Raw genomic sequence first — 25,505 nt, 5'->3', positions numbered from 1 at the left:
GTTACTCCTTAACGGTTTTCTGTAGCAGGCAGACGGCCCAGGCGCCAATTCCCTCGCCTTGGCCTTCCCAACCGAGCTTTTCGGTCGTGGTGGCGGCGACGCCCACGTTTTCGACGTCGACACCCAGGGCATGGGCAAGGTTGGCGCGCATGGCATCGCGGTGCGGAGTGATCTTGGGTTGCTGGCAGGCAATGGTGCAATCGGCATCGACAAACTCAAAGCCAAGCTCGCGCGCATAGTCCATCACGCGAGCGAGCAGCACCATCGAATCGGCACCCTCGTAGGCGGGATCGGTGTCGGGGAATAGCTTGCCGATATCTCCCCCGCGGCAGGCGCCCAGAATGGCGTCGGCCAAGGCGTGCGCGAGCACATCGGCATCCGAGTGGCCCAGCAGGCCGCGCTCGTAGGGAATGTCAACCCCGCCGATGATACATCGACGCCCCTCCACCAAACGGTGGACGTCGTAGCCGTGGCCAATGCGCAGGTTACTGAACATGGGGAAGGTCCTCTCCCTCGGCCATGCGACCGAGCAGAATCGCGGTTACGGGACGCAGGTCCTCGGGCACCGTCACCTTAAGGTTATCGCGCGGGCTCTGGACACAGCGGACGCGCCCGCCCATGCGCTCGACCAGCGATGAATCGTCGGTGCCGATAAAGCCCTCGGCGATAGCAGCGGCGTGAGCGCGCTTCATGGCGTCGACGCTAAAGATCTGCGGCGTCTGCGCGGCCCAATAGAGCTCGCGCGGCGGCGTCTCGACGATGTTGTCGCCATCGACGATCTTGAGCGTGTCGATGGCAGGCTGGCCGCACACGACGCCGTCGAGGGCACGGTCGCCCACAAGCACGTCGATCGCATGATCGATGGCCTCGGTCGTAATGAGCGGACGGGCGCCGTCGTGGATGGCGACATATTCGAAACCCGCCGGAGCCGCATGCACGCCGGCACGGGTGGAATCCTGGCGGGTCTCGCCGGCATCGGCAAAGCTGATGGGCGTGTCATAGTCAAACGGGTCGATGGCCAGGCGGCGCATCTCGGCACGGCGCTCGGAAGGACACACCACCACGATGTGGCCGACCTTATTGCTACGGTCAAATGCGCGGATAGACCAGCTCATGAGCGGACGGCCCGCCACGTTAACGAGCTGCTTGCCGCCGGGATTTCCAAAGCGCTGGCCACTGCCGCCGGCAACGACCACGGCGCATACGGGCGCCATTATGCGTTCCCCTGTTTGGTGCCCTTCATGCGGTACAGGGAGTCCGCAAGAATGGCAGGGTTGTTGACGCCAAAGTCGCCTAGGCGCTCCGGATCCTCGCTGATGTCGTCCATGAGCTCCTGCAGCGATCCATACTCGTCGACGATCTTCTCGGCCACGCCGTCGCGCACGACGGACACGCGCGAAAGCGTGCGCAGGCCCAGCGGTGTCATGACGGAGTCCTCGTCCAGGTCGTCGTAACCCAGAACCGCCGCCACATGCTGCGGGTCGGACAAGTCCTTGGGCGTCATACGGCTCAGGTTGGCGCGGATCTTTTCGGCATTGGCCTCGGAGGAATCGCTCGCATAGTCGCGAATCATCAGGTCGTACTCGGTATCCATGCTGGAGCCGGCGAGCTGCTCGAGCTGCATCTGCACGAGCTTGCCCTGGTTGCCCAGCTTGACAATGCAATCCTTAAGTTCGGTCTTTGCCTGCTGCATGATCTCGAAGCTCGAGAAAATCCCGGTAATGTCGGCGAGCGTAACGTAGTCGTCGAGCTCGAGGGCCGTCAGGCGCAGCAGGGAGCGGTCGAGCGACTGACGGGTAGTCTGGAGCGTGGCGACGAGCTGGTTGACCGAGCTCATGATGGTGGTGACGGGCTGGATCTCGTAGCTCTTGCCGTGAACGTACACGTTGACGACGGCACGACGGGCCGAGACCGAGATCACGATGGCATCCGTGAGCACCGACATGCGGGCGGCGGTGCGGTGACGCATGCCCGTCTCACTCGTGGCAAGCGAGGGATCGGGATTGAGGTGGAAGTTGGCGCGCAGGATCTGGGTGAGGTCGCCGTCGATGACGATGGCGCCGTCCATCTTGGAAAGCTCGAACAGGCGGTTCGAGGTAAACGAAATGTTGAGCGGGAAGCCGTCGTTACCAGCAGCGAGCACGTTTTCGGTGTCGCCGACGCAAATAAGAGCGCCCAGGTGACCAGCAATGATCATGTCGAGGGCGGTGCGGATCGGCTGGCCAGGTGCCGTCAGGCGGATGGCCTGTTCCATACGCTTTTGCAGCTCGTTCTTATCCAAGGCATCGCTCCCATCGTATACGCTCCATAAACGTCAATAAGTTTCTCACGGTTTGCCTCTGTGACGCCCGCAAAATCCGATGCTTACAGAATGAGCGAACACAGCTGAGAGCCCCAATCCAAATGAGCTGCTTATGTGGTAGCATCGGGATTCGCATAAATGAGGGAGTAGTCGCGTGATCGGGTTCGCCTCCGGTGGCGCGGCAAGTCAACACACTGGCCGATGCGGCCTGGCTTGCCTTAATGAACGAGACTCGTGGCTGTGCGCGCAACGCGTACGCCACGGGTCTTTTTTGTTACTCCCCCAAGAGGTACACGCGGGCCCGCCCGCAGAGAGGGAGCCAGACTATGGGACTCGCAGAGCTCGTGCTGCTCGCCGTTGGCCTTTCGATGGATGCCTTTGCCGTATCCATCTGCAAGGGCCTTGGCATGAAGAAGATCAACCTTAAAGTCGCCGTGGTGCTCGGCCTGTTCTTTGGCGGCTTTCAGGCCGGCATGCCCGTAATCGGATGGGCGCTTGGCAGTCAATTCATGGGCATCATCGGACCCATCGACCATTGGATTGCCTTTATCCTTTTGGCCTTTATCGGCGGCAAAATGCTGTGGGAAGCCTTTACCGAGGACGAGAATGAAGGCGACGGCAAGGATGCCGAAAAGATTGACCTGGGCGAGTACCTGATCCTCGCCATCGCCACCTCAATCGACGCCCTAGCCGTAGGCATCTCATTTGCGGCGCTCTCGGTTGACATCGTTCCCGCTGTATCGCTTATCGGCGTCACAACGTTTATCTTCTCCGTCGCCGGCGTAGCGATCGGCCACACCTTTGGCGCGCGCTACGAAAAACCTGCCACCATCGTGGGCGGCATCGTGCTCATCCTCATCGGACTTAAGATCTTGCTTGAGCATCTGGGGATTTTGGCGCTGTAACGCCAAACACAATCGCTCAAAACTCAACGCCAGTACAAGGCCTCATGCAAAGTTTTGCATGAGGCCTTTTCGTGCAGACTTTTGCATGTCATACTGATATGCAAAAGTCTGCATGTTGGAGATCGCCATGGATACCCTTCCCATCACCACACCACGCCAAGCTGGCATCTATGTGCGTCAGGCACGCGAGTCGCAGGAAATCACCCGTGCGGCCCTCGCTAAAAAAGCCGGCGTTTCGGAGCGCCTGCTCGCATCGCTCGAGCTAGGAGACGCCACGGGTATTCGGCTCGACAAGTTGCTGTCCGTCTTTAATGCACTCGGCATAGGTCTCTTTGCGCAAAGCGATAACGACTCCATCGCATCGCCCTCCGAACATCCGACGACGAAAGCGGACCTCCCTATCGCGAACTCGAATGCCCTGCCAAAGCCAAGCGTAGGCAGACGACCCGCTCGACAGGGAACGCCATCTTCCTATGGTGCCTTGCTGGCCCAAATCGCAGCCGAGCAAGGCCTTTCCGGCACTTCAGGCCTCTCCTTTGGCTGTAAGGTTGTGAAATAAATGGCAGAGATGGAGCTTGCAACCCTCATTTGTGGCGAAATCGCAGGCACTCTCCGGCAAGACAAGCATGGACTCTGCAGCTTTGTATACGCCCCAACCTATCGCGGAGCACCGCTATCGCTAACAATGCCGCTTTCCAATCGCACGTATGGCCATAACATCGTCCGCCCGTTCCTATTTGGCCTTTTGCCCGACAGTCAAGAGCAGCGTCGCGCTATTGCCGCCGAGTATGACGTTGCATCCAACAACCCCGTCGCCCTCTTGTGCCATATCGGTCTTGACTGCGCAGGGGCCGTTCAGTTTTGTCGAACCGATCAATTAGGCGCCGCCCGCGGCAGGGTCTCGGCATACCGCCCGCTTACCAATTCTCAAATCGCTCACAAGCTCAAAGCAATTCGCGATGACGAAAGAGAGACATGGATGGGCTCCAACGAAAGCTGGTCCCTGGGCGGCAACCAAGGCAAATTTGCACTAGCTTGGCATGATGGCCAATGGTGCGAATGTCTAGGGTCATCCCCCACTACCCATATCTTCAAAAATGGTGTCGTTGGGTTCAAACATCAGGCCTTAAACGAATTCGTCTGCATGAAAACGGCTCGGCGTGTTGGCATTCCAACTGCCAACGTCTCCTATTGCACATTTGAAGACGAAGCCGCGCTCGTCGTTGAACGGTACGACAGAATGGTCAATAGCAGCGGAAATATCGAAAGGCTGCATCAGGAGGACTTTTGCCAGGCGCTCGGTGTATTGCCAAGCCAGAAATACACCGCCGACGGAGGACCAACCACACGAGACATCCAAGAACGACTGATTAACACAGTCCCCCACCACATGAATCTTGTGCTTTTTACCTATATGTTGTTCTATAACGCCATTATCGGAGCGCCTGACGCACACGCTAAAAACTACTCGCTCATCCTAGGTAAAGGCACAAACGCAGCGCTCGCACCCATGTACGATGTCGCATCGGGCTTGGCGTACGAGCGTATGCGCCGCCGGGCGCGCCTTGCCATGAGCGTTGGCGGCGAAAATCGAGTGGGGCGCATCGGTCCAGGCGCTATCCGCCGATACCACGGTATGGGCGACCCCGCGCTGGAGGCGGCGCTCACCGATGCCGGGCTATCCGAGAAGTTTTGCTTTGCGACCATGATGGACCTCGCCTACGAGGTGCCCATTTGCATGGAAGAGATCATGGACGAACACGCCGACCTGCCCGGCATGGCGGACCTGCGCGAGCACATGCTCGGCCCCGTCCGCGAAAACTGCCAGCGCACCCTCGACCTCATCAAGGCGGATATGGGCTAGGCGCCAATCAATCCACATTTCTTAAAAGAAGAGGGGGGCACCCGTCGCAAAAGTTCGGATGCCCCCTCTCGTAATGTCATTTGCAATCCGCTAGCACGTGGCTCGAACTGCTGCTAGCGCGACCCTTACGCGGCAAGGCGCTTGAGGACGTCGATGAGCAGCTCGTAGAAGCGCTCGGCAGAAGCGAGCTCCATGCTCTCGTCCGGGGTGTGGACATCGGAGAGCGTCGGGCCCACGGCGATGGCGTCCAGGCCGTGCAGGGCCTCAGCAAACAGGCCGCACTCAAGGCCAGCGTGAATGGACTCGATGCGCAGCTCGGAGCCAAAGAGCTCGCGATAGCTCTCGACAAAAACGTCGCGGACCGGCGAATGCTCGGCATAGCTCCAGCCGGGATACTCGAACTCGAACTTGGCGTCGAAGCCCAAGACATCGGCCAGCGTCTGCAGGCGGTCCTTGAACTCGTTCTGCAGTGAGGTGATCGAGGAGCGCGGGGACAGCATGATCTTGACCTGGTCGTCGGAAGTGGCGACCACGCCGATGTTGGAGGAAACCTCGACGGAGCCGTCGGTGGCGACGTTGCGGCGAATCACGCCATTAGGGGCAAGACGCAGGGCGCGGATGAGGGCAAGCGCGGACTTCTGATCCATGGCCTCGACCTCGGCGTCGTCGGCAATCTCGACGGTGCAGGTAAAGCCGGGGTCGAAGACCTCGAGCTCGGCAGTGACGTCGGCGATGATGTCCTTTGCGATCTGGGCCGCGGCCTCGGCGGCAGCGTGGTCGGCGTAAACCAGCTCGGCCTTGCACTCACGGTTGATGGCGTTGTCCTTAGTGCCGCCGTTAAAGCTAACGATGGCGGGCTCGCCGGCGACCATCAGGCGGTCGATGATGCGGGCCATGATGAGGTTGCCGTTGCCGCGCTCCAGGTGGATATCGCTGCCGGAATGACCACCCAGTAGGCCGGAGATGTCGAGCGTGAGGGTGCTGCCGGTCTTGTGCTCGCGCACGATGGGGCAGGTGTAGGTAACAACGACGCCGCCGGCGCAGCTGACGGTGGCAACGCCCTCTTCCTCGGAGTCAAGGTTAATCATGGTGCGGGCGCTAATCTGGGACTTGTCGAGCGTCTCGGCGCCGACCAGGCCAGTCTCCTCGTCGGTGGTGAATACGCACTCGAGGGCGGGATGAACGATCGAATCGTCGTTGAGCACAGTAAGCATCAGAGCGACAGCAATACCGTTGTCGGCGCCCAGGGTGGTGCCGTTAGCGGTGAGGACGCCGTCCTTGACGACCAGGTCGATACCGTCGGTCGTAAAGTCGTGCTCAACAGAGCCCAACTTGTCGCACACCATATCGATGTGGCCCTGCAGCATCACGGTCGGGGCATTCTCGGCGCCGGCAGAAGCGGGCTTGCGAATGATGACGTTGTAGACCTCGTCCTGGTACACATCGAGGCCGCGCTCCTTGGCAAACGCAACCAGGAAATCGCTGATGCCCTTCTCGTTGCCAGACCCACGGGGGATCGCGCTGACCTCCTCAAAGAAATGGAACAGCTGGGCGGGCTCGTAGCCGGTGATCTTGTAATCCATGGTGCCTCCTTGGCGCAACTGGTTAGACAGTAAGACATGCGCCTTGTATATTCCCAGACTTTGCGTGCATAAACCAGTCGAAAACGCCGAGCGCCCTTGCATCATCGGCTAACGGTGGGGAGACGCCACTTTATTAAGATAAAGCAGGTTAGACGGGCCGCGCCGAAGGGACGTTGAATCCTTCAACCAACCTCAACGCCTGTTGAACATTAATGCATACACCATTGGTATGTTTAATAAGATTCTTGTCCTCCGTCACAACGTAATCGGCATCAATGCGATTGGCGACGCCCAGCATCAGGTCGTCCTCAAAGTCATTGTGGTGGTACTTGAACACAAAGGAGTCGAAGACCTCGTCTGCACCGACCGGGGCGATGAGGGCTAGCTCGCGCATCTGTCGAACGCATGCCCAAGCCGTTTCGTCTGCCGCCGCAATGGCGTTATCGCTCAGTGAGCCAGTCTTTCTTCGGCACTCCTGCTTGATTGCCGCCGAGACAAGATATGAAACGTCTTTGACCGAAAGCGACGAGGCAAACAGGGCAATCCGCTCCGAGGCGTCGGCAATCTCGATCAGATGGACGACATTTGCCGTACGGTCGGACCTGCCAGACAAATAATCCATCCATACGTTGGTATCGATTAACAGCTTGAGGACGCCTTCTGTGCTCATAGTTCCACCCATTCGGGATAGCGCTCCGCCATGGCCTCCTCATAGAGGTCGTCATAGTCTCCCGAGAACTCAGGGATGGGGATGCCGTATTTGAGGCACGAATCGCGAACGATATGGCTGCCTTGCGCGGCCCTTGACTCCATGCGCTGGGGCTCCACTCCGTCAGAAACCGGAGCCGCCGCGTCTCCCTTCGAGGGCATGCGTCCGTTAACGACCAGATACTCCCAAAGTGTCCGAACGGCTTGTGACGGCGTCATGCCAATATGAGTCAGGACGGCGTCTCCCGCCTCTTTGAGCTGGCGATCTATACGCACGTTCATCTGAACTGGCCGCGTGTCGAGTATTGACGTAGGCATATCAGCTCCTTTGCTATACTAAATCTCGATTTTAGTATAGCACAGCAGATTGAAGCGCATTTCAATAGAAATGAGGGCGCTTCCTTATCGGAAACGCCCCCGTTATACAAGGTATGTTTAATCCCTACAGCGCACCAGAGCCGGCTTGCATCATGCCGCCGGGGCCCGAGGTCACGCCGCCACTTACGGGCGCGGCGCTGCCAGTGTGCGGTGCCGCCGGGGCGGTATCGCCACCGAGCGTGCCCGCCGGACGCGGTGCCGGAATCTCGCCCGTGCCGTGGCTAAAGACGAACTTGCCATCGGCCACGTCGCACAGGACGGTATCGCCCTCGCCCCACTCACCGGCCAGAAGCTCCTCGGACAGCGGGTCCTCGATGAGCTTTTGAATAGCACGGCGCAGCGGACGCGCACCGTTGGTGAGGTCGGTGCCCTCGGCCACGATCTTGTCATAGGCCGCATCGGTGAGCTTGATGTTCATGCCGTTGGCAATCAAACGCTGACGCAGATCGTCCACCAGCAGGTGCGCGATCTTGGTGAGATTCTCGCCCGAGAGCTTCTGGAACACCACGATGTCATCGATGCGGTTGAGCAGCTCGGGGCGGAACAGGCGCTTGAGCTCGCCCATCGCGCGGCCGCGGATCTCACTCGAGGTGAGGCCCTGCTCGCCGGTGGTGCCAAAGCCAACGCTCGCATCCTGTGCGATCTCGCGGGCGCCCACGTTGGACGTCATGATGATCACGGTGTTGCGGAAGTCGACCGTCTTGCCCTGGCTATCAGTCAGGCGACCCTCCTCCAGCACCTGCAGCAGGATGTTGAAGATATCGGGGTGTGCCTTCTCGATCTCGTCGAACAGCACGACCGAGTACGGGTGGCGACGAACGGCCTTGGTGAGCTGGCCGCCCTCGTCGTGACCGACGTAACCCGGAGGGCTGCCGATGAGCTTGGAGACCTCGAACTCGCTACCGAACTCGGACATGTCGAAGCTGATGAGTGCGTCCTTGCTGCCAAAGAGGTACTCGGCGAGCGTCTTGGCAAGCTCGGTCTTGCCCGTGCCGGTGGGACCAAGGAAGATAAAGCTGCCGCCGGGGCGACGCGGGTCCTTGAGCGGCGAGCGGCTGCGGCGCACGGCCTTGGCAACGGCCTCGACAGCCTCATCCTGACCGATGATGCGCGTCTTGAGCACGCTTTCGGTCTGCAGCAGGCGCCGGCTCTCGCTCTCGGTAAGCGAGGATACCGGCACGCCCGAAGTCACGGACACGATATCGGCGATCTGACTCACATCGATGGTGAGCGGGCTGGCGTCGAGCTCGGCGGTCCAGGCAGCCTTGGCCTCGGCGAGTTCAATCTCGGCAGCCTTCTGCTGCTCGGTGATCTCGGCGGCCTTGTTCATGTCGTCGCTCTCGGTGGCCTCCTGCGCGGCGGCCTTGAGCTCCTCTATGCGATGCTCGGCCTCGCGCACCGGCTCGGGCGCGCGGTTGGCGGCGATGCGGGCGCGGGCACCGGCCTCGTCAATGAGGTCGATGGCCTTATCGGGCAGGAAGCGATCCTGAATGTAGCGGTTGGAAAGGTTCGCGGCGGCCTCGATAGCACCCTGCGTATAGCGCACATGGTGGTGCTCCTCGTAGCGCGGCTTGAGCGCGGTCAGGATCTTGACCGTGTCCTCGACGCTCGGCTCCTCGACATCGATGGTCTGGAAGCGGCGCTCAAAGGCCGGATCTTTAGTGAGGTACTTACGGAACTCCTCGGCCGTGGTGGCACCAATGATCTGGAAAGCACCGCGCGCGAGCACGGGCTTGAGCATAGAGCTCGCATCGATAGAACCCTCGGCAGAACCGGCACCGATGATGGTGTGCATCTCGTCGATAAACAAGATGACGTCGTCGGCTTCGGTCGCCTCCTGGATCACGTTCTTGAGGCGCTCCTCAAACTCACCGCGATACTTGGCACCCGCGACAAGACCCGGCAGATCGAGCGTCCAGATATTCTGGTTCATAAGATTCTCGGGCACATTGCCAGCAGCAATCTGCTGCGCCAGGCCCTCGACGATAGCCGTCTTGCCCACGCCGGGATCGCCCAGGATAAGCGGATTGTTCTTGGTGCGGCGCGAAAGGATCTCCATCATGCGCTGGACTTCCTTTTCGCGGCCAATCACGGGATCGAGCTCGCCGTCGCGCGCCTTCTGCGTGAGGTTGGTGGCGAACTGCTTGAGCGTGTCGGTGCCGCCCCCCCTTTGCTGAGAGGCATCCGAGCCGCTAAAGAACGGCAAGCCCGCACCGGGGCGACCGGCGCCGGCTCCGGCGAGCGGACGCTTCTTGTCCTGATCCTTGGCGGTGAGTTTCTCGATAGCCTTTTTGATGGAGGCGGACGACACACCCAGGCGCATGAGGATGTCCATGGCCATGCCGTTGCCCTCTTCGACGATGCCGATCAGCAAGTGCTCGGTCGACACGTAGGTCTGGTTGTTCTCACGCGCCACGCGGAAGGAGCGCTCCATCACGCTAATGACGAGCGGCGTAAAGGCAAGCTTGGCAGCCTCGGTCTCCTCGCTGGGCTCGGGAACCGTGGTCTGGACCTCTTTGAGGGTATCCATGATGTCGTCGTAGGAGATATCGAGCGAACGCAGAGCCTCGGCGGCAATGCCCTCGTCCTCCTTGGCGAGTGCGAGCAGCAGGTGCTCGGTACCCACCTTATTTGAGTGAAGATCGAGCGCTTCTTGCTTGGCCATGGACATGACCTTACGCGCGCGATCGGTAAAACGGTCTAACATGCTAGTTCCTCTTAGACGAGCTAGTTTTTTTCAAACGCAAAGCGCCACTCGTGGCGGCGCTTTGGTCTCTTTACCCATATGGAGTATATGTTAACCGCTGGGGCCTTTTCCGCATGCAGCCATACGACAACGTCTACAAAAAAGGAATTGCCAGGTGCGTCTGCATCGGCCCAACGAGCGTGGATTTTCGGACACCCATTCCACGAGCGTGGATAATCTCCCGTTTTGAGCCCGTAAACAGGCCAAAAACGGGAGATTATCCACGTTCATGTTTTGCGGATCAGTTTCATTTGCACCAATTAGCTGGTGTGGCGCCAGCGAGGGTCGGTGAGCGTACGCGCCACACCCAGGCCAACGGGCAAAAACGCCACGATGAGCACTGCACGCACAAACCAGCCGAGCATATTGACCGTGTCGAAGGTGCACATGTAATACATCGAGCGATACAGATACAAGCCCGGCACCATAATGACAATCGATGGCACCGTGAGGGCGATACGTGGGTAGGTGAGCTTGATTTCGGCTAAGCTCGCGAGCAGCCCCGATACCAGCGCGCCAATAAACGCTGCCGCCTCGGGAGGCATACCTACGCTCAGGCCCAGGAAGGGAAACAGCGCCGGCGCATCGACGAGCGTAAGGCGCAAGGTATTGGACACGGCGCCGATCAGCCCAGCTGCCGCGGCCATCTTTACCGGGCTGTTGAACATCACCGAGAAGCCGAATACGCCAACGAAGCTCATCACCACGCGCAGGAGCGTAAGGGCAAGCGGCGAAAGGCCGAGCGGGGCAAAATCATCCGGTGCCAGCCCCACACACTCTGCAACCATCCAGCCCACAAGGGTCGCCATCACAATAATCGACACGGCATACGAAAGACGCTCAATGCCGCTTCGCATATCGAGCTTAGCGATGTCGAGGCCTGCCGTAATGAGGGGAAAGCCGGGAATCACAAAGAGCATGGCGCCGATATAGCCTTCTTGGTGCGACATTGCCCCCGGTACGACCTGGCCAAGGCCGAGCAATGCCAGCAGATACGAAACGCAAGCGAGCGCAACGCCAATCGTCAGCGCGCTAAACTGGCCAAGACCCTGCTTGAGAATATGAGAGCGAGCAAAGTTGCCAACACCAGCGCCTACGAATGCGCAGGCCATCTCGATAGGGCCGCCGCCGAGCAAAAAGACGAAGGCGCCGCAAGCACAAGCTGCCGCAAGGCCCTGTTGCCAGGGAGAGTAATCGGGTTTTGAACTCTCAACGGTCTTGAGCATCTCGTGGTATTCGTGCACGGTAAACCGGCGCCCATACGTCTCGATTTCCTTTAGGAAGCTCTCCATCATCCAAATGCGATGGGTATTGACTCCCGTTGTGGGCAGGCTGACAACCTCGTTAAAGCAGTGGCCATCTTCGATGCAGGTGCACTCAAACGACAGAAGACTTAAGTCAACGTGGACGGTGACACCGAGTACGGCGGCAACGCGATTCATGGTATCGCGTACACGCCAGGCACCCGTTCCGCTCGCGAGCATAAGCATACCGGTGCGGCAGATGATGGATGACTTATCGGTGAGCGGCGCATCGACGGCAAGCTCATCGCCTGCCGTCACGATCTGGTGCCAGTCTGTTTTCATATGGAGTGCGCCGGCACGAACACCGTGGTGCATGGGGGCTCTCGAAAGCAGCGAGTCAAGGCGCGAAGACTGTGGGGGCTCCGTTGATCCGACCTCGTCCTCGTCGGGCTCTTCATCAACAAGGTCGAAAGTATCGAGCGCCGCCGGCTCGCGACGGTCGATCAATTCCTCGTCCTCATCATCAAAGTAGTTGAACTGATCGAGCATGTCCTCTTCGATTGCACGCTCGCTCGCGTCGTCCATATAGACGCTCCCTTCCTGCCGACTAACTCCCATCCTAGGCAGCGACGGCTAAAGGAAACATAAAACAGACGACTGTCATGCATGGAAGGCGTAAACCCCCAATGCACCGGTAGACCCCAGGCGGCTAGGACCGTCCCCAAGTGCCGGCACAAGAGGAACGTCCCTAAGTGCCAACCAGGGCAACGCCACAGGTAGAGGACGGACAGCGAAAGCCCGCCAGAGCGAGCAAGGTGCCTTCAAGCAAAATGGCGCCGCAGGTTGAGCATAAGTCAGCGAGCGGGTCGCATTTGAGACAAGGTGACGTGAAACGAAAGGGCGCTGACCTTCTGGTCGCGCCCTTGAAGTTGAACGTCAGATTGTCCAAATGCGGCCCGCGCAGCGTCGAGCCGTTACGCGGTTCTACGAACCGCGTAACTAGTTAGTACATCTTTGCGCCGGCGGGGATGGAGGCGTCGAGCTGGATCAGGTTGAGACGCTCCTCACCATCCTCCTCGTGGATAGCGCTGATGAGCATGCCGCAGCTGGGAATGCCCATCATCTTGCGCGGAGGCAGGTTGGTGATGGCGAGCAGCGTCTTGCCGACCAGGTCCTCGGGCTCATAATAACCGTGAATGCCGGAGAGGATGGTACGATCGGTGCCAGTGCCGTCGTCGAGCGTAAAGTTCAGCAGCTTCTTGGACTTCTTGACGGCCTCGCACGCCTTGACCTTCACAGCGCGGAAATCGCTCTTGGAGAAGGTATCGAAGTCGACGAACTCCTCAAACAGCGGCTCGACGGCGATCTTGGAGTAATCAACCGTGGGCTTGAGCGGCTTGACGAACGGGCTCGCGGTGTTGCCGGCCTCGGCAGCCTTAGCGGCAGCGGCACCGGACTGGAAACCCTTCTCGGGCTTCATGTGCGGGAACAGTAGCACGTCGCGGATGGAAGCCTGGTTGGTGAGCAGCATGACCACGCGGTCGATACCGATACCGATGCCGCCCGCGGGAGGCATACCGTACTCGAGGGCGCGCACGTAGTCCTCGTCGTACTCCATGGCCTCGTCGTCGCCGCCAGCCTTCTCAGCCATCTGGGCGGCAAAGCGCTCGGCCTGGTCGACCGGGTCGTTGAGCTCGGAGAACGCGTTGGCGTACTCGTGGCCGGCGATAACCAGCTCAAAGCGGTGCGTCAGGCGCGGGTCGTCCTCAAAACGCTTGGCGAGCGGGCTGACCTCGATGGGGTAATCGCACACGAATGTCGGGTTGACGATGGTGTCCTCGCCCAGCTCATCGTAAACCTCGGCGATGATCTTGCCGGCGGTCCACTCGGGCTTAATCTCCAGGCCCTTCTCGCGTGCGGCGGCAGCAAGCTCCTCGACCGGCGTGTCGATGGTGACCTGCTTGCCGAGCACGTCGGAGACGATGTCGGTCATGGGACGGCTGGCCCACTCACCAGAAAGGTCGATGGTCTGGCCCTGGTACTCGATGACCTCGGGATTGCCGATGGCCTTGTTAGCCGCCTTAATAACGCCCTGGGCGAGCGCCTTCATGCCCTCGAGGTCGGAGAAGGCACGGTAGGCCTCCATCGTGGTGAACTCGGGATTGTGGGTAAGGTCCATGCCCTCGTTACGGAAGATACGGCCGATCTCGAACACGCGCTCAAAACCACCGACGATGCAGCGCTTGAGGTGCAGCTCGGTGGCAATACGCAGGTAGCACTCCTGATCGAGCGCGTTGAAGTGCGTGATGAACGGCTTGGCAGTAGCGCCGCCCTGGATGGTCTGCAGGATGGGGGTCTCGACCTCCATGTAGCCGTCGGACTCCATAAAGCGACGGAAGGTGGAGAGGATCTGCGAACGCTTACGGAAGGTCTCGCGAACGTCGTCGTTGGCGATCAGGTCGACATAGCGCTGGCGATAGCGGGTCTCCTTGTCGGAAAGACCGTGGAACTTCTCGGGCAGCGGACGAACGGCCTTGGCAAGCAGGGTCGCGCTCTTAGGGGCAACGGAAAGCTGGCCGCGCTGGGTGCGCACGACCACGCCGGTCACGCCCAGGATGTCGCCCAGATCGAGGGACTTGAGCGTATTCCAGGCAGCCTCGTCCATGTCGTTGATTCGGCAGAACAGCTGAATCTCGGCAGTCGCATCGCGCACGACGATGAACATGATCTTGCCCTGACCGCGCTTGGCGACCACACGGCCGGCGATCTTCACGACGTCCTCGGTGTCCTCGCCATCGGCAAGCTCGGCGTACTTAGTCTCGATATCGGCAACGTAGTCCTCAAGCTCAGAGTGCTCGGGATAGGGGTTCTGGCCCGCCTCGAACAGGGCGGCGCGCTTGGCCAGGCGGGTGGCGCGCTCGTCGTTGAGCGTCGATGCCTGATCTGCGGCGTTCTGGTTCTCTGCCATAAGTTAGCTCCTCAAACTAAAACGCTCCCCAGGATTCGGTCCCAGGGAGCGAAAACATACCTTTACGCGGGACCGTGGTCTAGCGTGCAATCTTGGCGATGGTGTAGACGCGGGTCTTGCCGGAAGGCGTAACGACCTCGACGGAGTCGCCCTCGCCGTGACCGATGATGGCGTGGCCGACCGGAGACTCGTTGGAAATCTTGTGCTCGAGCGAGTTGGTCTCGGTGGTACCGACGAGCGTGACTTCCATGACCTCACCGTTGGGATCAATCAGAGAAACGGTGGAACCGATGGAGACGGTCAGATCACCTGTGGTGGCAGCAACCTGAGCGTTGGCAAGGATGGCCTGGATCTCGGCAATACGAGCGGCGTTCTGGGCCTGCTTGTCCTTGGCGGCATCGTACTCGGAGTTCTCCGAAAGGTCGCCGAACGCGCGGGCTTCCTTGATGTCCTCGACGATCTCCTTGGCGTAATCGCCCTCACGCCAAGCGAGCTCCTCGACGAGCTTCTGGCGGCCCTCAGCGGTCAGTACGATCTGGCTTGCGTCCATACGGATATCTCCCCAACTCTGATCAAACAATCAACTGTCAACAAAACGAAAAAGACCGGCTAGCCTGCGGGCAAGCCGGTCAGGTGCTCACCCCAAAGGGATGGGACTACTCTGCGTCCGCGTCGCTGTCCTCTGCCTGCTTCTTCTTGGCAGCAGCGAGCTTGGCCTCGAGCTCAGCGATCTCCTTGTCCTCCTCGGACTGCTCGACCACGACCTCCTCGGCCTGCTTGGTCTCGGCCTTATCGTCGCCCTCCATACCCTCGCGGATATTCTTGACGGTAGAGCCGAGGGACTTGCCGAGCTTCGGCAGGTTCTTGGGCCCGAAGATAATCAGGACAACGACGAGAATAATGATGAGCTCAGGAGCCCTCAGTCCAAACATGTAGACCTCCACAATACAGCGAGACAAGCTCGAATGAGTATACCGCGGGTATCGCGGTATCACAACAGTAGCTAAAAAAAGGGACCGCAAGAAGCGATCCCTCCTCATGCTCTGGTCGGGTTGACTGGATTTGAACCAGCGACCCCTGCGTCCCGAACGCAGTGCTCTACCAAACTGAGCCACAACCCGTTAGCTCGACTATAGTAACAAAGATTTCCGTCGTGTGCTAGAGAAATTTTTACTACTTTGGCACTTCGATGCGAACCGTGTTGGGAATGAGCTCCGTCGCGCAGGACCACCAGCCGTTTTGCAGGGCAGCGTCGGCAAGCCTTTCGGCCGTGGCGGCGGTGTCGCAAATGGCAAATGAGCAGGCACCCGATCCGCACACATCTACAGCAACGGTGCCGTCCTGTTTACGCAGCCAATCGAGAACCATTTGAATCTGCGGCTCCATCTGTGCGGAAATGACACCTAGGTTGTTATGGATGAGCGCATATGCCGTCTCGGCATCACCAGCATGCAAGGCAGAAGCTATCGCGCCGGGCTTGTCTGCAGGCACCGGAGCCTCGTCAAAACGTCGATAGGCTTCAATTGTTGAAACGCTTGCCTCGCGCGGCTTGACCAACACGACGGGCGTTGCGGGCAGCGCGGGATACTCAGTTGCCAGCACGTCTCCCCCACCTACGTAGAACGCAAGGCTCGCGTGCAAAAAGAACGGGACGTCAGCACCAATACCCCGCGCAATGTCGTCGAGCGCGGGGTCGGTGCGATCAATTCCCCAGAGCTCCGCCAAGGCGACAATGACCGCGGCCGCATCCGTCGAGGGGCCGCCCAAGCCGGCGCACAATGGAATGCGCTTCTCAATCGTCACGCAGATGTTTGCCTCGCGACCATAATGCTCGGCCATAGCAACCGCAGCCCGATACGCCGTATTCTTTTGCATGGGAAAATCTGATGCCGGAACCGTCTGGACGGTCAGCGCCTGCGCCGGCGCGACCGTCACGGAATCGGAAAGACCGACGGCTGCCATCAGGGAATCGACCCTGTGGTAGCCGCGGTCATCGCGCTCGGTATGAACCCCCAGGTAGAGGTTAATCTTTGCCGGCGCGGAAAGAGTCAGGGACCGATCGGTCACCGTTAGTGCTCCTCGAGCTGATTGCCGAGCGGGGTAAAAATGTGCTCACCGCTCTCGGGGTCGAACAGCTCGACCTGCCCGGTGAGGACATCGATATACTGGTAGGACTGACGCGACTTGCGGCCGCGACGTTCGTCAACCTCGACGATAAAGACGGCGGGGTGGACGCTCTTGATGGTGCCCATGCGCTCGACGACGCGGGTGCGGCCCATGTTGGCCTTCACCTTGACGCGATCGCCCACCATATCGGTCAGCTTCTCGTGGATGTCGTCGACGTGATTGACTTCCATCTCTTCCATGAACAGGGCCTCCAGAAGGTGCAATTCAAAAAGGGGATAATACCCCTAAGATAGACAAAACTCTAATACTATAGCACCCTGCTGCCGCCATATGCAAGTAGCTAAATAAACCCCGTCCCAAATACGTACCAGACGACAACCTCGCATGACCAGTTGTTACGCGGTTTGGTAAAACCGCGTAACCTAAAGGTTGTCCGTGTCCAAGACGATGGTGAATGGGCCGTCGTTGACCAAGTCGACTTTCATATCGGCGCCAAAGATGCCGTGCGCCACGTGTTCGACATCTTGACGAACGAGCGTCAGGAAGTACTCGTAGAGCTCGTTGGCAACATCGGGCGCGCCTGCATCGGTAAACGACGGACGGCGACCGTGGCGGCAGTCAGCGAACAGCGTGAACTGCGACACCACGAGCACCTCGCCGTCGACATCGGCAAGTGCCAGGTTGGTCTTGCCGTTCTCGTCCTCGTTGATGCGCAAGCCCCGGAGCTTGCCCCACAGCTTATCGGCCTCGGCGCGCGTGTCGCCGTGGCCCACGCCCAGCAGCACCAGATAGCCGCGCCCAATTTTGCCCACGCACTCGCCGTCGACCGTCACGCCGGCGTTGAGTACGCGCTGCACCACCGCACGCACGGCCTACTCCTCGCCCGTCAGTTTGGCGGACAGATGCTCGAGCGCGTGGAAACGATGGCTGATGGCGTTCTTCTCGTCCGCCGTCAGCTCGGCCATGGTCTTGCCCGGCGTGTCGACCGGCAGGAACAGCGGGTCATAGCCAAAGCCGTGATCGCCGCGGCCCTCGTGTGCGATAACGCCCTCGCAGGCGCCCTCGCCATAGGTGACCAGACCATCCGTGTCGATAAGCGCAACGACGCTCATAAAGCGCGCGGTGCGGTCCTCGTCCGCCACGCCTTCCAGGTTAACGAGAAGCTTGGCGTTGTTGGCGGCATCGTCTCCGTGCACGCCCGCATAGCGCGCGCTATACACGCCCGGCTCGCCGTCAAGCGCGTCGACGACCAAGCCCGAATCGTCGGCAATGGCCATGAGCCCCGTCTCTTCGACGGCAGCCTGCGCCTTGATGATGGCGTTCTCCAAAAACGTCGTGCCGTTTTCCTCGGGGTCCTCAAAATCGCCCAGCTGGCCGAGCGCCACAAAGCGAACCTCGGGCATGACCTTGCCCAAAATGGCCTCGATCTCGGTGAGCTTATGGGCGTTGCCCGTTGCCACGACAATGGTCGCCGCCGGGTCGAGGGTGTCGATGTCGATCTTCTCAAGTGCCATGAGTGGTCTCCTTGTCTCTATAGCAATGCCGCGCCGAGGGCGACGAGGGCCTCCGCCTCTCCCCTCTCAATCAACGGCAGTCTTATACTTCGACGTTTTCCCAGATAAAACCTGCCAAAATAAACCTGTCCCTTTTTGGCAGGTTAGGCGAGGGCCTGGCGCTGGAGCTCGATGAGCTCGGCGATGCCTTTGTCGCCCAGGTCGAGCAGGGCGTTGAGGCGCTTACGGTCAAAGGGCGCCTGCTCGCCGGTGCCCTGGAGCTCGATCATCTCACCGGTGTCGGTGGCGACGAGGTTCATGTCGACTTCGGCATGGCTGTCCTCGGAATAATCGAGGTCAAGCAGCGTATTGCCGTCGACAACGCCCATAGAGATGGCAGCAACCTGGCCCGTGAGCGGGATGCGCTCGATCTTGCCGGCCTCGACCCACATAGCAAGGGCGTCGTGCAGCGCCACCCAGGCACCGGTAATGCTCGCCGTACGCGTGCCGCCATCCGCCTGGATCACATCGCAGTCGACGGTAACGGTGTACTCGCCGAGCGCCTTCATGTTGACGACGGTACGCAGGCTGCGGCCAATGAGGCGCTCAATCTCCATGGAGCGGCCCTTGCGGTTGGCGTGCTCGCGCTTGCAGCGCTTGCCGGTCGATGCCGGCAGCATGGCATACTCTGCGGTTACCCAACCGGCCTTGGCACCCTTGCGCCAGCCCGGCACGCCCTCCTCGATGGTGGCGGCACAAAGCACGCGCGTGTCGCCGAACTCGGCAAAACACGAGCCGTGGGCGTGCTTCATGACGCCACGGGTGAGCTTAACGGGGCGCAACTCGTTGGCGGCGCGACCGTTGGCGCGGTTGACCTGCATGTACTCCATAGAAAAATCCTTTCGGCAAAAGGTGTGGCGAAGGCTCTGACGGCGGCCTTACATCTATTTCAGCTCATCGATATCGATATGCTCAATGCTCTTGAGCGGCTGACCAAAGATAAAGCTGCCCGCCACCGCAAACTCGGCAATGTTATCGGCCGTCGTGGCAAAACGATGCTGCGGCTCGGCGGCGTCGCCCGCCAGCTGCTCGCGGCGCGTGAGAATATCGGTCAGCTCGCGCGTGGTCTCCTCGGCGGAACTCACGACGCGCACCCCAGGCCCCAGCGCATGGCGGATAGGTCCCACCAACAGCGGAAAATGCGTACAGCCGAGCACCACGGTATCGATACCGTGGTCGCGCAGTGGCTCAACCGTGGCACCCACCAGCGCACGCACGGCAGGCGTATCGAAGATGTCCTCGTTCTCGAGCCACTGCTCTTGCAGATGCGCACCCGAGGCGAGCTCGTGTTCGACAACCTCAACAAAGCTCGAGGCGGGGCAGCCGTATACGTCGACGCCGGCATCTAGGTCCTGAATGGCGCGCGTGTAAGCGCCCGAGCGAATGGTGAGGTTGGTGGCGAGCACGCCCACGCGACGCGTGCGGGTGCTGTTGATTGCCGCACGGGCACCCGGCGCGATCACGCCGATCACGGGAACGTCGAGCACCTGCTGGGCCAGACGCAAGGCCGCAGCTGTCGCCGTGTTGCAGGCGATGACCATAATCTTGACGTCGTGCTTCGACAGCCAACGGCCCGCCTGCAACGCAAACGAGCGCACCTCATCCTCGGTGCGCGTGCCGTAGGGGCAGCGTTTGGTGTCGCCGAAGTAGTAGACGGACTCATGCGGCAGCGCCGTCGCGATGGCGCGCGCAACCGTCAGACCACCCAAACCAGAATCGAACACGCCAATCGGGCGCGTGTCGCCTGCCGGATTCTCGATATCGGACATTACCTCACCAGTCTCTCTCGAAAAGACATGTCCAAGTGCGGCGACGCCGCGCTACGAACGCGCCGCGACCAGCAGCTCTGCCGTCGCCGCCCAACCGTCGACAATTTTGCCGCGCGTAACGAAAGCGTTCTCGCAAGCAGCCAGGAACTCGGGCGCGCCGGCGCTCGTCAGGCCATTCTCGACCAGGCAGAACGTGCCCACGTGATCGGCCATGTAGAAGTCGGACTCGGAGTCGCCGAGCGCGAGCGTCTCCTCGCGCTCGATCCCCAGGTGCTCGCAGAAACGTGCGATGGCAACGCCCTTGTTGAGGCCCGCGGGGTTGATGTTGAATGCGCGACCGTCCTCGACGCGATCGAGCTCGAGCGTCGTCGGCTTGGACAGATGCGTCAGGTGACCGTTACAGGCCCACACCAGGCCGCAGCCGGCCTCGTCGAGGATGGCCTGCGCCTCGTCATCGGGGATGTCGCCGCGCATGCCGACGGTAACCTCGCGGTACTTGTAGCCGGTCGACATGTCGTTGTGATACTCGATCCTGTGCGGCCAGCGGGCGAGGATCTTCTCGCACACGCCAGTCTGCTCGATCACCTGGTGCGGCGTGAGACCGCAAGATGGGTCGTAGGGCATATCGCCGGTCAGATACTCCCAATCGTTGGCCTTGAGATCGTACATGACCAGGCCACCCATCTCACCAATGTAGGAGTTGAGGCCGAGCACGCGCGCATCCTCGTGGATCATGGTGCGGTTGCGGCCCGAGGTGGGAACCACTTGGATGCCGGCGCGAGCAAGTGCCACGACAGCCTCGACGAGCTTGGTCGAGGGGTTGCCGTCGTTGTCGCGCAGCACGCACGAGCCGGGTGCGAGCATCGTAGCATCCAGGTCGGTAAAGACGTACTTAACCTTGGCCAAGCGCTCGCGCATCTCGCCCGAAAGCTCGGCGACGGTCGGCAGGGTGTTGTGGGACATGGTTACTCCGTTTACGTAGAAGGGTTTGGGCTTGGACGGCATGTTTTGATTGAGGGAACACGTTTATGGCGACAGCGCACTCAGGGCGCCTTCGCCATCATGGTTCATTAGTCAAACTGGGTAACATCGATCAGGCGATTGGCCAACGAAAGGTCGCTCTCGATGGGCACGAACTCGTCGCCCACGTGCATGAGCTCCTCGTCACCCTTTGCCAGCAGCAAGACAATGGTGGGAGCATTGGGGTTGACGTACTCCTCGCGCGCCGCCTTGAACGCCGCATGCACAGCGGCTTCACGGTCGAGGATGATCTCGTTCGGCGTATCGTCGGGAACATGCTCGGCAAGCTCGCGACAGACCTTCATCGGGTCCTCGTGAGCCGGGTCCTCGTTGGCAAAGATCATCAGGTCGGAATATGGTGCGGCCTCGCGCGGAAGCTGCTCGCGGCGCTCCTGCGCCTTGCCGCCGGCAGCGCCAAACACTGCAATGACTGGACTAGTGGGAAACGCGCGCTTGACCGACGAGAAAAGCGAACGGAACGAAAGCTGGTTGTGCGCATAGTCAACGACGCAGATCACGCGGCCGTCCTTCGACTCCACGACCTCCATACGGCCCGGCACACGCAGTTTGGAGAGGCCCTTTTTGATAGCCTCGATACCGATGCCGATCTCGCGCGCAGCGGCGATAGCGACCAACGCGTTTTCCACGTTAAAGTCGCCCGCGATGCCCAGCAGGACCTTCTCCCCCGCCTCGGACTCGTCAGCACACAGGCCATGCAGGTTAAACTCGATGCTAAAGCCGAGCACGCGGACATCGCTTGCCCACAGGCTTGCCTCGGGATGCTCGACGCCAACGGTCACCAAGCGCTCGGCCGTCGACGCTGCCTCCAGCACACGGTCAACCTCTTCGGTGCCCAGATTCACCACGGCGGTCTTTGCCTGGTCAAAGATCCTGAGTTTGCTCTCAAAATAATCCTCAAACGTGGGGTGTTCGATCGGCGAGATGTGGTCGCGGCCGATGTTGAGGAAGCACGCCACGTCAAACGGCAGATTCTCGACGCGTTGGTACTTGAGCGCCTGGCTCGAGACCTCCATGACCATGGACTGGCGACCGGACGTGCGGCAGTTGGCGATATGGCGCCAGACCTCGGGGGCCTCGGGCGTGGTGTTGGTGCTCTCGTAGCACTCGATACCATCGTCGGTACTCACCGAGCCGATGATGCCGCAGGACTCGCCCGCCGCCTTGATAATCGACTGGAGCATAAAAGCGGCAGTGGTCTTTCCCTTGGTACCGGTGATGCCCACGATCTTGACGTCGTGGTCGGGACGGTCGTAGACCTCCGGCGGCAACAGGGCCATGGCCGTGCGAACGCTATCAACAACCAGCATCGCAGCACCGCTCTCCTGCGCCAGCGGTTCCAGAGACTCAACCAGCGACTCTTCGCACACAAATGCGACGGCGCCCGCATCGAGCGCCATGCTCAAAAACGCGGGCTTAAAGGCAGCGCCTTTGCAAAAGAACACGTCACCTGCCGAGACCGCGCGCGAATCAAACGAGCAGCCGGTCACGGCACGCTCGTCAACCTGCTCTGATGCGCGCAGCTCGCCGAACACATCGAGAAGCTTGGCAAGCGTATCGACCGTGGTCACGGTCGCGGAATCCGAATGGTGCATCTTTCACCTTTCTCAGCCATTTGGCAGGGACGGTTTTTATAGTAACTGAAACGCACCCACGCAAAAACGGCTCCCGGAGGAGCCGTTACGCGCAGGCGTTCGTAAGCCGAGGCTAGGCAGCCTGAACAGCGGGCTGGTCCTCGTCGATAAAGAAGCGCTTGTACCACACCAGGAACACGAGCGGCGTATAGATCTTGCGCTGGAAATCGCCCTTGCCCGCAAAGTGCAAATCGAGCAGGTGCATGAGCTCGTCGGTATCGAAGAACTCGCTTGCCCACGGCGCGGTGAAGTACTCCTTGACATAGTCGTACCACTTTTGCTCGCGCAGCCAGTAGACAATCGGCACCGGGAAGCCCACCTTGGGACGGGTGGCCCACTCATCGGGCAGCGACTTGTTGGCAGCGTGGCGGAGTACCTGTTTGTTGCCGTTCTCGTTGATGCGGTAGCGGTCGGGAATGTGCTCGGCGAACTCCATGACTTTGCGGTCCAGGAAGGGCACGCGCAGCTCCAGCGAATGTGCCATGCACATCTTGTCGGCCTTGAGCAGAATGTCGCCCGGGAGCCACATGTTCATGTCCAGGTACTGCTTCTTGACCAGCTCGGGCTGGCCCTTCACGCGTGCGTAGATGGGTGCAGCGAGCTCAAAGGCGCCGTCGCCGGTGTTGTACTCGGGCTTGAGCACGCCGTCGACCTCGCGCTCCGGCCATACCAGAGCCTGTCCCAGGAACGACTTCTCGGGGATCTCGGCACCCTTGACCAGGAAGTTATGTCCCTTGAAGTACGGCATATGCAGCGCCAGGTTACCGAGCGCGCGACGGATGGGCAGCGGCACCATCTTTTTGTACTTGCGGACCGGAACCGTGTCCTCGTAGTAGGCGTAGCCGCCAAAGAGCTCGTCGGCGCCTTCGCCCGAAAGCACGACGGTGACGTCCTTGCGGGCCATCTCGGCCAAGAACCACAGCGGCACGGAAGACAGGTTGGACTGCGGCTCGTCCATGTGATACTGGATGTCCTCGAGCGCACCGAAGAACTCGTCGGCGGTAATCATCTTGCGGACATTCTCGACGCCGAGCTTGTCAGAAAGTTCCTTGGCGTAGTTAGTCTCGTTGAAATTCTTGTAATCGAAGCCCACCGAGAAGGTCTTGTCGGGCATGAGGCAAGCGGCGATGTAGCTGGAGTCGACGCCGCCGGAGAGGAACGACGCGACCTTGACGTCGGCGATGCGATGGGCCTCGACGCTCTCGTGCACGACCTCATCCAGCTCGTCGACGTACTCCTCGAACGGCTTCTCGACGGCAGAGTAATCGCAATCCCAGTAGCGCTCGATGTTCATCTTGCCGGTCGGGATGTCTACGGTAAAGTAATGCGCCGGCGGCAGCTTGTAGACACCCTCGAAGAAGGTCTCCTCGGTTGCCGAATACTGCAGCGTCATGTACGGACGCAGGGCCTTTTTGTTGACCGCCTTGTGGAAGTGCGGGTAGTCCAGGAAGCTCTTGATCTCGGAACCAAAGAGCACGCCCGGAGCGCCGTCGCCCGCATCGGCCATGGGATAGTAGTAGAGCGGCTTGATGCCAAAGATATCGCGGGCGCCAAAAAGCTTGTTCTTCTTCTTGTCCCAGATGACGAAGGCGTACATACCGCGCAAGCGATCGAGTACTGCCTCGCCCCACTCCTCGTAGCCGTGCAGGAGGCTCTCGGTGTCGGCGCCGCAGTGGAACTTGTAGCCCTTGGCCTCGAGCTCGGAACGGAGTTCTTGGAAGTTGTAGATCTCGCCGTTGAAGACAATGACGACGCTACCGTCCTCGTTGGCCATGGGTTGGGCGCCAGCCTCGGTCAGGTCGAGGATCGACAGACGGCGGAAGCCGAGGGCAACGCGGCCGTCGATAAACTGACCGCCCATGTCGGGACCGCGATGGACGATGCGGTCCATCATCTTGGTGAGTACCTCGGATTGGTTATCCGTCCCACCGACAAAACCGACAAAACCGCACATATACTATCCCCTCTGCTGTTGCTGGGCATCAAATCGAATCAGTAGCTTTTGAGTATACCCGAGGGCGTAAAGAGGGGCGGAATGTTCAGGCAATCTCAACTGAATCAGCTCCGCTGTGACACGCGACGGTTACCTTTAATGGATATGAGATGAATGAGGCGATTGTTTTGCTATACTCTCTCCGCACGGGCGATTGGCGCAACGGTTAGCGCAGGTGCTTTACACGCACAAGGCTGGGGGTTCGAATCCCTCATCGCCCACCACTGATTTGGAAACGGTCCTCGAAAGGGGACCGTTTTTTGTTTGGGCCCATTTCATGGGATTCGAACCCGCAAGGGTGCGGAGCTGAGGAAACGCGAAGCGTTTTCCAGCGCAGCACGCGAGGGCCGTAGGCCCGAAGCGAGAGCGGGCGGCGTCAGCCGCACGCGACATCCCTCATCGCCCACCACTGAATTGTTAGGCCTCCAGCGATGGAGGCCTTTCTTTTTTTCAGGCCCAGCGCATGGGATTCGAACCCGCCAGCACGTCTGTCACAAAGGCCGTGGCCAGAAAATGGCAAAAATGAGTACTGCTACCTTGCTTACAACATATCAAAAGATAGTATTTGCTTAAGTTACGCAACATATGTCCATTATAAGGACTAACAATTAGATCAAAATCGTGCATTCATCGCCATTTCGACGGTGGCGCGCGCAGACGTGGTGTAAGAGCGTCCCGAGGTCCGTCGCTGCA

Annotated in this window: 23 protein-coding genes and 2 tRNA genes; 4 read left to right on the top strand and 21 right to left on the bottom strand. The window is 60.1% G+C overall.

Annotated features, from left to right (window positions below; all coding sequences use genetic code 11):
- Position 1 precedes the first annotated feature (1 nt).
- The 3 genes from ispF to disA are packed head-to-tail and all read right to left on the bottom strand — an operon-like array spanning position 2 to position 2,254.
- The gene (gene ispF / locus DW754_RS05195) at positions 2-496 is read right to left on the bottom strand and encodes a 2-C-methyl-D-erythritol 2,4-cyclodiphosphate synthase (RefSeq protein ID WP_006234975.1); all 495 of its coding nucleotides are present in this window, start codon (positions 494-496) and stop codon (positions 2-4) included.
- On the bottom strand, positions 486-1,214 hold the full coding sequence (ispD, locus tag DW754_RS05190) for a 2-C-methyl-D-erythritol 4-phosphate cytidylyltransferase (RefSeq protein ID WP_117758651.1): 729 nt from the start codon (positions 1,212-1,214) through the stop codon (positions 486-488). The genes ispF and ispD overlap by 11 nt, the downstream gene beginning before the upstream one ends.
- Entirely contained in the window at positions 1,214-2,254 is a 1,041-nt protein-coding gene (gene disA / locus DW754_RS05185) for a DNA integrity scanning diadenylate cyclase DisA (protein WP_369831362.1), read from the bottom strand. The genes ispD and disA overlap by 1 nt, the downstream gene beginning before the upstream one ends.
- A gap of 374 nt (positions 2,255-2,628) precedes the next feature.
- Between disA and DW754_RS05180 the strand changes: the two genes are divergently transcribed.
- From DW754_RS05180 to DW754_RS05170, 3 genes are all read left to right on the top strand, one after another.
- Positions 2,629-3,207, top strand: a complete 579-nt coding sequence (locus tag DW754_RS05180; RefSeq protein WP_117758652.1) for a manganese efflux pump MntP family protein — start codon at positions 2,629-2,631, stop codon at positions 3,205-3,207.
- Between the two features lie 127 nt (positions 3,208-3,334).
- Positions 3,335-3,766: a helix-turn-helix domain-containing protein gene (locus DW754_RS05175; protein WP_117775884.1), complete on the top strand. Its 432-nt coding sequence runs from the start codon at positions 3,335-3,337 to the stop codon at positions 3,764-3,766.
- Positions 3,767-5,071, top strand: coding sequence for a type II toxin-antitoxin system HipA family toxin (locus DW754_RS05170; RefSeq protein ID WP_117758654.1), 1,305 nt, complete (start codon positions 3,767-3,769; stop codon positions 5,069-5,071).
- A 125-nt stretch (positions 5,072-5,196) separates the two neighbouring features.
- On the opposite strand, the gene DW754_RS05165 is transcribed toward DW754_RS05170, so the two are convergent.
- The 18 genes from DW754_RS05165 to asnB all read right to left on the bottom strand — a co-directional run bounded on the left by DW754_RS05165 (position 5,197) and on the right by asnB (position 24,773).
- Positions 5,197-6,654, bottom strand: coding sequence for an aminoacyl-histidine dipeptidase (locus DW754_RS05165; RefSeq protein WP_117758655.1), 1,458 nt, complete (start codon positions 6,652-6,654; stop codon positions 5,197-5,199).
- A gap of 148 nt (positions 6,655-6,802) precedes the next feature.
- Positions 6,803-7,324, bottom strand: coding sequence for a PIN domain-containing protein (locus DW754_RS05160; protein ID WP_158561616.1), 522 nt, complete (start codon positions 7,322-7,324; stop codon positions 6,803-6,805).
- Positions 7,321-7,680, bottom strand: coding sequence for a type II toxin-antitoxin system RelB/DinJ family antitoxin (locus tag DW754_RS05155; RefSeq protein WP_117758657.1), 360 nt, complete (start codon positions 7,678-7,680; stop codon positions 7,321-7,323). The genes DW754_RS05160 and DW754_RS05155 overlap by 4 nt, the downstream gene beginning before the upstream one ends.
- A 124-nt stretch (positions 7,681-7,804) precedes the next feature.
- On the bottom strand, positions 7,805-10,447 hold the full coding sequence (locus DW754_RS05150) for an ATP-dependent Clp protease ATP-binding subunit (protein ID WP_117758658.1): 2,643 nt from the start codon (positions 10,445-10,447) through the stop codon (positions 7,805-7,807).
- Positions 10,448-10,746: 299 nt separating this feature from the next.
- Positions 10,747-12,315 carry a threonine/serine exporter ThrE family protein gene (locus DW754_RS05145; protein ID WP_233508877.1) on the bottom strand — a complete coding sequence of 523 codons (1,569 nt, stop codon included), beginning with the start codon at positions 12,313-12,315 and terminating at the stop codon, positions 10,747-10,749.
- Positions 12,316-12,733: 418 nt separating this feature from the next.
- Complete coding sequence (lysS, locus tag DW754_RS05140; RefSeq protein WP_117758660.1) at positions 12,734-14,698, bottom strand: lysine--tRNA ligase; 1,965 nt, start codon at positions 14,696-14,698, stop codon at positions 12,734-12,736.
- Positions 14,699-14,777: 79 nt separating this feature from the next.
- Positions 14,778-15,248, bottom strand: a complete 471-nt coding sequence (gene greA / locus DW754_RS05135; protein WP_006234960.1) for a transcription elongation factor GreA — start codon at positions 15,246-15,248, stop codon at positions 14,778-14,780.
- A 106-nt stretch (positions 15,249-15,354) separates the two neighbouring features.
- Positions 15,355-15,630: a twin-arginine translocase TatA/TatE family subunit gene (gene tatA / locus DW754_RS05130; RefSeq protein WP_022094895.1), complete on the bottom strand. Its 276-nt coding sequence runs from the start codon at positions 15,628-15,630 to the stop codon at positions 15,355-15,357.
- 112 nt (positions 15,631-15,742) lie between these two features.
- A tRNA-Pro gene (locus DW754_RS05125) sits at positions 15,743-15,819 on the bottom strand.
- Positions 15,820-15,871: 52 nt separating this feature from the next.
- Positions 15,872-16,765 carry a 4-(cytidine 5'-diphospho)-2-C-methyl-D-erythritol kinase gene (ispE, locus tag DW754_RS05120; RefSeq protein ID WP_117758662.1) on the bottom strand — a complete coding sequence of 298 codons (894 nt, stop codon included), beginning with the start codon at positions 16,763-16,765 and terminating at the stop codon, positions 15,872-15,874.
- Between the two features lie 2 nt (positions 16,766-16,767).
- A complete protein-coding gene (locus DW754_RS05115; RefSeq protein ID WP_006234957.1) occupies positions 16,768-17,064 on the bottom strand; it encodes a Veg family protein in 297 nt (98 codons plus the stop codon).
- Positions 17,065-17,247: 183 nt separating this feature from the next.
- A complete protein-coding gene (gene dtd / locus DW754_RS05110; RefSeq protein ID WP_089572532.1) occupies positions 17,248-17,694 on the bottom strand; it encodes a D-aminoacyl-tRNA deacylase in 447 nt (148 codons plus the stop codon).
- Positions 17,695-17,697: 3 nt separating this feature from the next.
- A complete protein-coding gene (gene rdgB / locus DW754_RS05105; protein WP_022094898.1) occupies positions 17,698-18,339 on the bottom strand; it encodes an RdgB/HAM1 family non-canonical purine NTP pyrophosphatase in 642 nt (213 codons plus the stop codon).
- Positions 18,340-18,482: 143 nt separating this feature from the next.
- Complete coding sequence (rph, locus tag DW754_RS05100) at positions 18,483-19,208, bottom strand: ribonuclease PH (RefSeq protein ID WP_117758663.1); 726 nt, start codon at positions 19,206-19,208, stop codon at positions 18,483-18,485.
- Positions 19,209-19,262: 54 nt separating this feature from the next.
- Complete coding sequence (gene murI / locus DW754_RS05095; RefSeq protein ID WP_035137557.1) at positions 19,263-20,147, bottom strand: glutamate racemase; 885 nt, start codon at positions 20,145-20,147, stop codon at positions 19,263-19,265.
- Positions 20,148-20,198: 51 nt separating this feature from the next.
- Entirely contained in the window at positions 20,199-21,110 is a 912-nt protein-coding gene (locus tag DW754_RS05090) for an HAD family hydrolase (RefSeq protein WP_117758664.1), read from the bottom strand.
- A 107-nt stretch (positions 21,111-21,217) separates the two neighbouring features.
- Positions 21,218-22,780: a Mur ligase family protein gene (locus tag DW754_RS05085; RefSeq protein WP_117758665.1), complete on the bottom strand. Its 1,563-nt coding sequence runs from the start codon at positions 22,778-22,780 to the stop codon at positions 21,218-21,220.
- A gap of 112 nt (positions 22,781-22,892) precedes the next feature.
- Complete coding sequence (asnB, locus tag DW754_RS05080) at positions 22,893-24,773, bottom strand: asparagine synthase (glutamine-hydrolyzing) (protein WP_117563808.1); 1,881 nt, start codon at positions 24,771-24,773, stop codon at positions 22,893-22,895.
- Between the two features lie 187 nt (positions 24,774-24,960).
- Here asnB and DW754_RS05075 point away from each other — a divergent pair.
- A tRNA-Val gene (locus DW754_RS05075) sits at positions 24,961-25,036 on the top strand.
- Positions 25,037-25,505: the final 469 nt, after the last annotated feature.

This window comes from Collinsella sp. AM29-10AC (genome assembly GCF_003469085.1).
Taxonomy (GTDB): domain Bacteria; phylum Actinomycetota; class Coriobacteriia; order Coriobacteriales; family Coriobacteriaceae; genus Collinsella.
The sequence above is the reverse complement of the archived record's forward strand: the minus strand, read 5'-3'. Positions and strand labels throughout refer to the sequence as shown.

Excerpts from the sequence above, each read along its gene's own strand:
- DW754_RS05115 (WP_006234957.1), bottom strand. The coding sequence starts at position 17,064 with ATGGAAGAGATGGAAGTCAATCACGTCGACGACATCCACGAGAAGCTG.
- DW754_RS05155 (WP_117758657.1), bottom strand. The coding sequence starts at position 7,680 with ATGCCTACGTCAATACTCGACACGCGGCCAGTTCAGATGAACGTGCGT.
- DW754_RS05150 (WP_117758658.1), bottom strand. The coding sequence starts at position 10,447 with ATGTTAGACCGTTTTACCGATCGCGCGCGTAAGGTCATGTCCATGGCC.
- rdgB (WP_022094898.1), bottom strand. The coding sequence starts at position 18,339 with ATGGCACTTGAGAAGATCGACATCGACACCCTCGACCCGGCGGCGACC.
- asnB (WP_117563808.1), bottom strand. The coding sequence starts at position 24,773 with ATGTGCGGTTTTGTCGGTTTTGTCGGTGGGACGGATAACCAATCCGAG.
- DW754_RS05145 (WP_233508877.1), bottom strand. The coding sequence starts at position 12,315 with ATGGACGACGCGAGCGAGCGTGCAATCGAAGAGGACATGCTCGATCAG.
- DW754_RS05165 (WP_117758655.1), bottom strand. The coding sequence starts at position 6,654 with ATGGATTACAAGATCACCGGCTACGAGCCCGCCCAGCTGTTCCATTTC.
- DW754_RS05160 (WP_158561616.1), bottom strand. The coding sequence starts at position 7,324 with ATGAGCACAGAAGGCGTCCTCAAGCTGTTAATCGATACCAACGTATGG.
- DW754_RS05090 (WP_117758664.1), bottom strand. The coding sequence starts at position 21,110 with ATGTCCCACAACACCCTGCCGACCGTCGCCGAGCTTTCGGGCGAGATG.
- greA (WP_006234960.1), bottom strand. The coding sequence starts at position 15,248 with ATGGACGCAAGCCAGATCGTACTGACCGCTGAGGGCCGCCAGAAGCTC.
- ispD (WP_117758651.1), bottom strand. The coding sequence starts at position 1,214 with ATGGCGCCCGTATGCGCCGTGGTCGTTGCCGGCGGCAGTGGCCAGCGC.
- murI (WP_035137557.1), bottom strand. The coding sequence starts at position 20,147 with ATGTCCGATATCGAGAATCCGGCAGGCGACACGCGCCCGATTGGCGTG.
- rph (WP_117758663.1), bottom strand. The coding sequence starts at position 19,208 with ATGGAGTACATGCAGGTCAACCGCGCCAACGGTCGCGCCGCCAACGAG.
- DW754_RS05175 (WP_117775884.1), top strand. The coding sequence starts at position 3,335 with ATGGATACCCTTCCCATCACCACACCACGCCAAGCTGGCATCTATGTG.
- DW754_RS05180 (WP_117758652.1), top strand. The coding sequence starts at position 2,629 with ATGGGACTCGCAGAGCTCGTGCTGCTCGCCGTTGGCCTTTCGATGGAT.
- lysS (WP_117758660.1), bottom strand. The coding sequence starts at position 14,698 with ATGGCAGAGAACCAGAACGCCGCAGATCAGGCATCGACGCTCAACGAC.
- ispF (WP_006234975.1), bottom strand. The coding sequence starts at position 496 with ATGTTCAGTAACCTGCGCATTGGCCACGGCTACGACGTCCACCGTTTG.
- DW754_RS05170 (WP_117758654.1), top strand. The coding sequence starts at position 3,767 with ATGGCAGAGATGGAGCTTGCAACCCTCATTTGTGGCGAAATCGCAGGC.
- disA (WP_369831362.1), bottom strand. The coding sequence starts at position 2,254 with ATGGAACAGGCCATCCGCCTGACGGCACCTGGCCAGCCGATCCGCACC.
- tatA (WP_022094895.1), bottom strand. The coding sequence starts at position 15,630 with ATGTTTGGACTGAGGGCTCCTGAGCTCATCATTATTCTCGTCGTTGTC.
- DW754_RS05085 (WP_117758665.1), bottom strand. The coding sequence starts at position 22,780 with ATGCACCATTCGGATTCCGCGACCGTGACCACGGTCGATACGCTTGCC.